The sequence below is a fragment of the Streptomyces sp. URMC 127 genome, from assembly GCF_051386535.1.
In the GTDB taxonomy this organism is placed as follows: domain Bacteria; phylum Actinomycetota; class Actinomycetes; order Streptomycetales; family Streptomycetaceae; genus Streptomyces.
Genome location: NZ_JBPQTW010000001.1, coordinates 168,757 through 175,059, shown reverse-complemented (window position 1 = coordinate 175,059; position 6,303 = coordinate 168,757). Strand labels below are relative to the sequence as shown.

The following is a 6,303-nucleotide window of genomic DNA, read 5'->3' as shown; positions in this document are numbered from 1 at the left end:
CACCTGACCCCCACCCACCCGGACCTCGCCGCCCAGCTCGACGCGCTCACGGACTCTGATTGTCACCCTAAGTAACCCAACAGTCCGGTCGTGCGACCGTGCAGTCGGCAGTGGTGTGGTGCGTACCCCCGTACACGTGTGAGTCTGAAAGTGGGATTGACGGGTGCGAGAGATAGGACCGGGCCATGACCTGGCTGCCGAAGAAGAAGCACAAGGGGGCCCACGCCGCCGGAGAGAAGCGCCGGCAACAGGCGAAGGAGGCAGGAGCCAAAAGGGCTCCTGAGGAAGCCAAAGACGACTTCTACAAGCCCCCGCCCGAGCAGAACGTCCTCGGCTGGGGCCACCGCCAGGAGAACCCGCCTGTGTGACGCGCAGGAGCGGGCAGCACCGGTCGCTTTTCGGCCATGTGGTAACTCCTCGGCCTTCGTGGCCGGTTGCTCCTGGTCCTCCCCGGTGGCAGCTGCAGGCCCTTAAGGGGCGGGGCAGTTGCTCAGTGCGCTTGTTTGGGGCCCGCGGCGCCCAGCGCTCCGTACGCAGCCGGCCGATCCCCTGGGCACCGGGGCGGCCTATCACTTCAGCTTCGGCAACTACGGCAAGACGGAGACCTGCTGAACGAAGCGCCGCGATGGCGAGAGGAAGGGCCGGCGTGCGCTCCGGGCCTTCACCGCGCCCCCCGAGGTGAGGGTCAGCCCTCCAGACCGTACCGGCGCGCAGCCTCCCGTACCGTCTCCGGCTTGACCTCGCCCCGCCGTGCCAGCGCGGCGAGTGCCGCCACCGTCACCGACTCGGCGTCGACGCCGAAGTGGCGCCGCGCCGCCTCCCGCGTGTCGGAGAGGCCGAAGCCGTCCGTGCCGATGGACGTCCAGTCCTGTGCGACCCAGGGGGCTATCTGGTCCGGGACGGCCCGCATCCAGTCGCTGACGGCGACGACCGGGCCGGGAGCGCCGTGCAGTGCCCGGGTGACGTACGGGGTCCGGTCCTCGCCCTTGAGTCGGGCGGCGTCACAGGACAGGGCGTCGCGGCGCAGCTCGGTCCAGGAAGGGGCGGACCAGACGTCGGCCGCCACGCCCCAGTCGCCGGCGAGGAGCCGCTGGGCGTCCAGGGCCCAGTGGATGGCCGTGCCGGAGGCGAGCAGCTGGAGGCGCGGGGCGTGGGCCGCGGCGTCAGCGGCTTCCTTGAAGCGGTAGAGGCCCCTGAGAATGCCGTTCTCCGCGCCTTCGGGCATGGGCGGCTGGATCTTGGGCTCGTTGTAGATCGTCAGGTAGTAGAAGACGTCTTCGGCGTCAGGGCCGTACATCCGGCGCAGTCCGTCGCGGACGATGACCGCGATCTCGTACGCGAACGCCGGGTCGTAGGAGATCGCCGCGGGGTTGGTGGAGGCGATGAGGTGGGAGTGGCCGTCGGCGTGCTGCAGGCCCTCGCCCGTCATGGTGGTGCGGCCGGCGGTGGCGCCGATGACGAAGCCCCGGCCCAGCTGGTCGGCCAGTGCCCAGAACTGGTCGGCCGTCCGTTGCCAGCCGAACATCGAGTAGAAGATGTAGAAGGGGATCATCGGTTCGCCGTGCGTGGCGTAGGACGTGGCGGCCGCCGTGAAGTCGGCCAGTGCGCCCGCTTCGGTGATGCCTTCGTTGAGGATCTGGCCGTTCTTGGCTTCCTTGTAGTGGAGGAGCTGGTCGCGGTCGACGGCGTCGTAGGTCTGGCCGGCCGGGGAGTACAGGCCGGCCGAGGGGAAGAGGGACTCCATGCCGAAGGTGCGGGCCTCGTCGGGGACGACGGGCACCCAGCGCGGGCCGGTTTCCTTGTCCCGCATCAGGTCCTTGACCAGCCGGACGAAGGCCATGGTCGTGGCGATCTCCTGGCCGCCCGAGCCCTTGCAGAGAGCTTCGAAGGGTGCGGCGGGCGGCTCCGGCAGCGGTTTGGCGACGACCTTGCGGGCCGGGACGGGGCCGCCGAGCGCCGCTCGGCGTTCGCGCAGGTAGCGCACCTCCGGGGAGTTCTCGCCGGGGTGGGCGTACGGCACCAGGTCGCCGTCGAGCGCGCTGTCGGGGATCGGGAGGCCGAGCAGGTCCCGCATCGCCCGGAACTCCTTACCTGTCAGCTTCTTCATCTGGTGGTTGGCGTTGCGCGACTCGAAACCGGGGCCGAGCGTGTAGCCCTTGACGGTCTGTACGAGGACGACGGTCGGTGCGCCCTGGTGCTCGACGGCGGCCCGGTAGGCGGCGTGGACCTTGCGCGGTTCGTGGCCGGCGCGGGAGGTGCGGAAGAGCTCCAGGAGCTGGGCGTCGCCGAGGCCCGCGCCGAGGGTGTGCAGCGGGGAGCCGGGGCCTTCGGCGCCGAAGAAGTGTGCGCGGAGGTAGTCCGGGTCGGCGGTGACGTAGGTCTGGAACTGCGCGTCCGGTACGTCGCGCAGCCGGCGGACCAGCGCGCCTTCGGTGTCCTGCGCGAAGAGCTTGTCCCAGGCCGTGCCCCACAGCGCCTTGATGACGTTCCAGCCCGCGGCGCGGAACCGGGCCTCCAGTTCCTGCACGATCTTGGAGTTGGGGCGGACCGGGCCGTCGAGGCGCTGGAGGTTGCAGTTGATGACGAAGGTGAGGTTGTCCAGGCGTTCGCGGCCCGCGAGGGCGAGGGCTGCGGTCGATTCCGGTTCGTCCATTTCGCCGTCGCCGAGGAAGGCCCACACGCGGGACCGGGAGGTGTCCTTGATGCCGCGGTGTTCCAGGTAGCGGTTGAAGCGTGCCTGGTAGACGGCGGAGAGCGGGCCGAGCCCCATGGAGACGGTCGGGAACTCCCACAGCCAGGGCAGCCGGCGCGGGTGGGGATAGGAGGGCAGTCCGTCGCCTGCCGCCTCCTGGCGGAAGCGGTCGAGGTGCCGCTCGGTCAGGCGGCCTTCCAGGAAGGCGCGGGCGTAGATGCCGGGCGAGGCGTGGCCCTGGATGTAGAGCTGATCGCCGGAGTCGCCGGAGTCTCCGCCGCCTGCGGCCGGGGGCTCCCCCAGGGCCGCCTTGCCGCGGAAGAAGTGCTGGAAGCCCGTCTCGTAGAGCCAGGCCGCCGAGGCGAAGGTCGCGATGTGGCCGCCGAGGCCCGCGCGCTGGTTGCCGCGGGTGACCATGGCGGCCGCGTTCCAGCGGTTCCAGGCGGCGATCCGGGCTTCGAGCTCCTCGTCACCGGGGTAGGCGGGTTCGGCGGAGGTGGGGATGGTGTTGAGGTAGGGGGTTTCCAGGAGCGGGGGGAGGTCCAGCCCGGACCGTTCGGCGTGTTCGAGCGTGCGGCGCAGCAGGTGCGCCGCACGGTCGGCTCCTGCGAAGCGGACGGCGGAGTCCAGGGACTCGCGCCACTCGGCTACCTCTGAGGGGTCCTTGTCGGGCAGTTGGTCAAGCTGGGACACGGGTGATCCTCTTTCACGATCCCGGGTAGGGACAGGGGCACGATCCCGGTGGGGACGGGGCGGCCGCCGCGCGTGCGCCGAGGTGCGCTCGGGGGTGGTGGCGCGCGACCGGGCGCCTCCCGTTCCACACACGGGTTCCGCACACGTGTTCCGCGTGACGGAACTTTCCTTCCGTCAGTCAACGCTAGGAGGCCGGTGTCGGCGCGGTCAACAGCTACTGACGAGTAATGATCGATCATCGATCATTTGCTGGGGCGGAGCCGGCGTCAGATAGCGGGAGTGGCTGGTGTACCGGCCCGGGCGGGCGGCGGTGAAACGGGTGAAGTCGCCATCGGGGTGAGCTGCGCGTCGTTGTCCGCCCGCAGCCACGGGGAGTACGGCAGGCGGAGCGCGTACGTGGCGGGCGCGTCGTCGACAGCGAGAGTGATCGCGGCGCTGTTCATGTGCAGCAGGCGAGCCGGTGCGGGAACCAGAGGAACGGCGTTACGGACGGCGTAAACCGTCCGTGACGCGTCGGACCACACCTTGCGGAGCCAGGGCGGGCGGGATCGGACGAGGGCGGCTTCCGCCTCGGCGGGGCCGTCGGGCCGACCAGAGGGGAGGACGATGTGGCCGACGGCCCAGTGATCAATCCAGCGCCGGTACGTGGTGGCGGTCAGGGTGCCGTCGTAGAACAGCCGGCCGCGAACCACGTCGAGTTGACGGTTCCAGCCGCGGGCCAGGTGGAAGTCACGCCCGAGAAGCCATGCTTCCCGGTGGTCCCGGGCAGGGACCACCTCGATGCGGGAGCGGTCGGCTCGCATCCCGTGCAACGCGGCTTTGAGGGATTTGAGGGAGGAGGTGTGAGCGGCCCAGGCGGGGACGGGGGTGTACAGACGCAGGTCGTAGGCGGTCTTACCGAGCGTCCATACGCTGAGCAGCACTGTGGCTGCTGACAATGCGGCGCTCTTGTACCGGGCATGGGCCGGAGTGGACAGGCGGGCGGCAAAGCCTGCTTCGCGGCGTCACCGTTGCGCACGGCCTACAGGCGCAGCCCCGCCACCTCCTCCGCCGACAAGGTCAGCCCGGCCGCCGCGGCGGAGCCGCGGATGGAGGCCGGCCGGCGTGCGCCCGGGATCGGGACCACGACCGGTGACTGTGCCAGGTGCCAGGCCAGGCAGATCTGTTGCGGGCTGACGCCGCGAGCGCGGGCCAGAGCGTGGAAGGGGGTGTCCGGCGTCGGTGCGCTGGTTCCCGGGTCGTCGACGGCGCTCAGGGAGATCCCGCCGAGCGGGCTCCAGGGGAGGAAGGCCAGGCCGAGCTCGGCGCAGAGGTCGAGGGTGTCCCGCGTGTACGGGTGCGCCGGAGAGAAGCGATTCTGCACCGAGACCAGGCGCGGGCCGAGAATCTCCCGGGCCGTGCGGATCTGGTCACAGTCGACGTTGGAGAGGCCGGCCATCCGGATCGTGCCGGCGTCAGCCAGCTCCCGCAGCGCACCGACCGACTCGGCGAAGGGTACGGCCGGGTCCGGCTTGTGCAGCTGGTAGAGGTCGATCGCCTGCACACCGAGCCGGGCTGCCGAGGCCTCCGCCGCGCGGCGCAGGTGGCGCGGGTCGCCGTTGACCGTCCATGACCCGTCGCCGGGGCGGCCGCGGCCGCCCTTGGTCGCCACCAGCACCTCGTCCGCGGCCCTGCTGTAGGCGGCCAGTGCGCGGGCGATCAGCCGTTCGTTGTGGCCGGCTTCACCGGCGTGCCAGTGGTAGGAGTCGGCGGTGTCGATCAGCCGCACGCCCGCGTCGAGCGCGGCGTGGATGGTGGCGACCGCCTGCTCCTCGTCCGGGCGTCCCTCGACGGAGAGCGGCATCGCGCCGAGGCCGATGGAGCCCACCGCGATGCCGCCGATGGTGCGGGCGGTGGCGTGCGCTGCTGGAATGCCCAGCGCCTTGTCCTTCATCCCCGGGCCTCCTTGACAACCAGCGGCAGCCAGTCGGTGACCGACGAGAACCGGAAGCCCAGGCGGGCAGCCCGGCCGGTGTCCATCGCGTAGCTGCGGTCGAAGGAGAACGGCGAGACCGGGGAGAGCGGGGATGCCGGAGACGCCGGCGAGCCAGGCTCTTCCGTCCCGGCGACCAGCGTCGGCTCCCTACCGGCCACCCGGCCGATCGCCTCGCATATCCGGCGTGCGTCCAGAGTCCCGTGGGACGCCGCGTTGACCGCACCGGTGAAGTCCTGCGTCACCGTCCAGACCAGGAAGCGGGCGATCTCCGGCGCGTGGATGAAAGACGCGGGCTGCGGCGCGGCGTGCACGACCACCGGCAGGCCGTGCTCGATCCGCTCGATGTAGTGGGCCAGCCTTCCCGTGAAGTCGGCGCCGCCGAGGACGTGCGCGGTGCGGACGGCGACGACGTCGAAGGGTGCTTCCCGGGTCAGCAGTGCCTCCGCTTGGCGCTTGCCTTCTGCGTAGTGGTCCGCCCGGAATTGCGGGTCCGTCCAGGGAAGCGTCAGGTCGACCGGCCAGGCCGACGGATCGACGGCCTGCTCCGGGAGGGGTGCCCCGCCCGGGCGGCCGAGTTCGGCGTAGACCTCGACCGTGGAGGTCAGGACGTAGCGGCGGGTACGGCCGGTGAAGGCCCGGGCGGCGATGGCCGCTTGGAGCGGGGAGTAGCAGACCTGGTCGACCACGGCGTCGAAGCACCGGCCGGCGAGTACGGCGCGCAGCGCGTCCTCGTCGTCGCGGTCGGCGCGCAGGTGGGTCACGCCCTGCGGCGCGGGCGCCGAGCCGCGGTTGATGACGGTCACTGCTGCGCCCGTGTCCCGCAGTTCCTCGATCAGCTGCCGCCCGAAGTAGCGGCTTCCTCCGATCACACATACGTCCATGCCGGCAGGCCCTTCCGGTCAGTCTCGTCACGCGCTTCGCGCGCTCGTTGCGCCCTCGCGTC

5 protein-coding genes are annotated in these 6,303 nt (G+C 71.2%); 1 reads left to right on the top strand and 4 read right to left on the bottom strand.

The genetic code is table 11. The features are described from left to right. Positions 1–185 precede the first annotated feature (185 nt). Complete coding sequence (locus tag ACSNOH_RS00795; protein WP_436719166.1) at positions 186–368, top strand: hypothetical protein; 183 nt, start codon at positions 186–188, stop codon at positions 366–368. Positions 369–685: 317 nt separating this feature from the next. On the opposite strand, the gene aceE is transcribed toward ACSNOH_RS00795, so the two are convergent. The 4 genes from aceE to ACSNOH_RS00775 all read right to left on the bottom strand — a co-directional run bounded on the left by aceE (position 686) and on the right by ACSNOH_RS00775 (position 6,229). After that, complete coding sequence (gene aceE, locus ACSNOH_RS00790) at positions 686–3,385, bottom strand: pyruvate dehydrogenase (acetyl-transferring), homodimeric type (protein WP_436719165.1); 2,700 nt, start codon at positions 3,383–3,385, stop codon at positions 686–688. Between the two features lie 266 nt (positions 3,386–3,651). Then, entirely contained in the window at positions 3,652–4,323 is a 672-nt protein-coding gene (locus ACSNOH_RS00785; RefSeq protein WP_436719164.1) for a hypothetical protein, read from the bottom strand. 83 nt (positions 4,324–4,406) lie between these two features. Beyond that, positions 4,407–5,318 carry an aldo/keto reductase gene (locus ACSNOH_RS00780; RefSeq protein ID WP_436719163.1) on the bottom strand — a complete coding sequence of 304 codons (912 nt, stop codon included), beginning with the start codon at positions 5,316–5,318 and terminating at the stop codon, positions 4,407–4,409. Then, complete coding sequence (locus tag ACSNOH_RS00775) at positions 5,315–6,229, bottom strand: reductase (protein ID WP_436719162.1); 915 nt, start codon at positions 6,227–6,229, stop codon at positions 5,315–5,317. Before ACSNOH_RS00775 ends, ACSNOH_RS00780 begins: the two co-directional genes overlap by 4 nt. Positions 6,230–6,303: the final 74 nt, after the last annotated feature.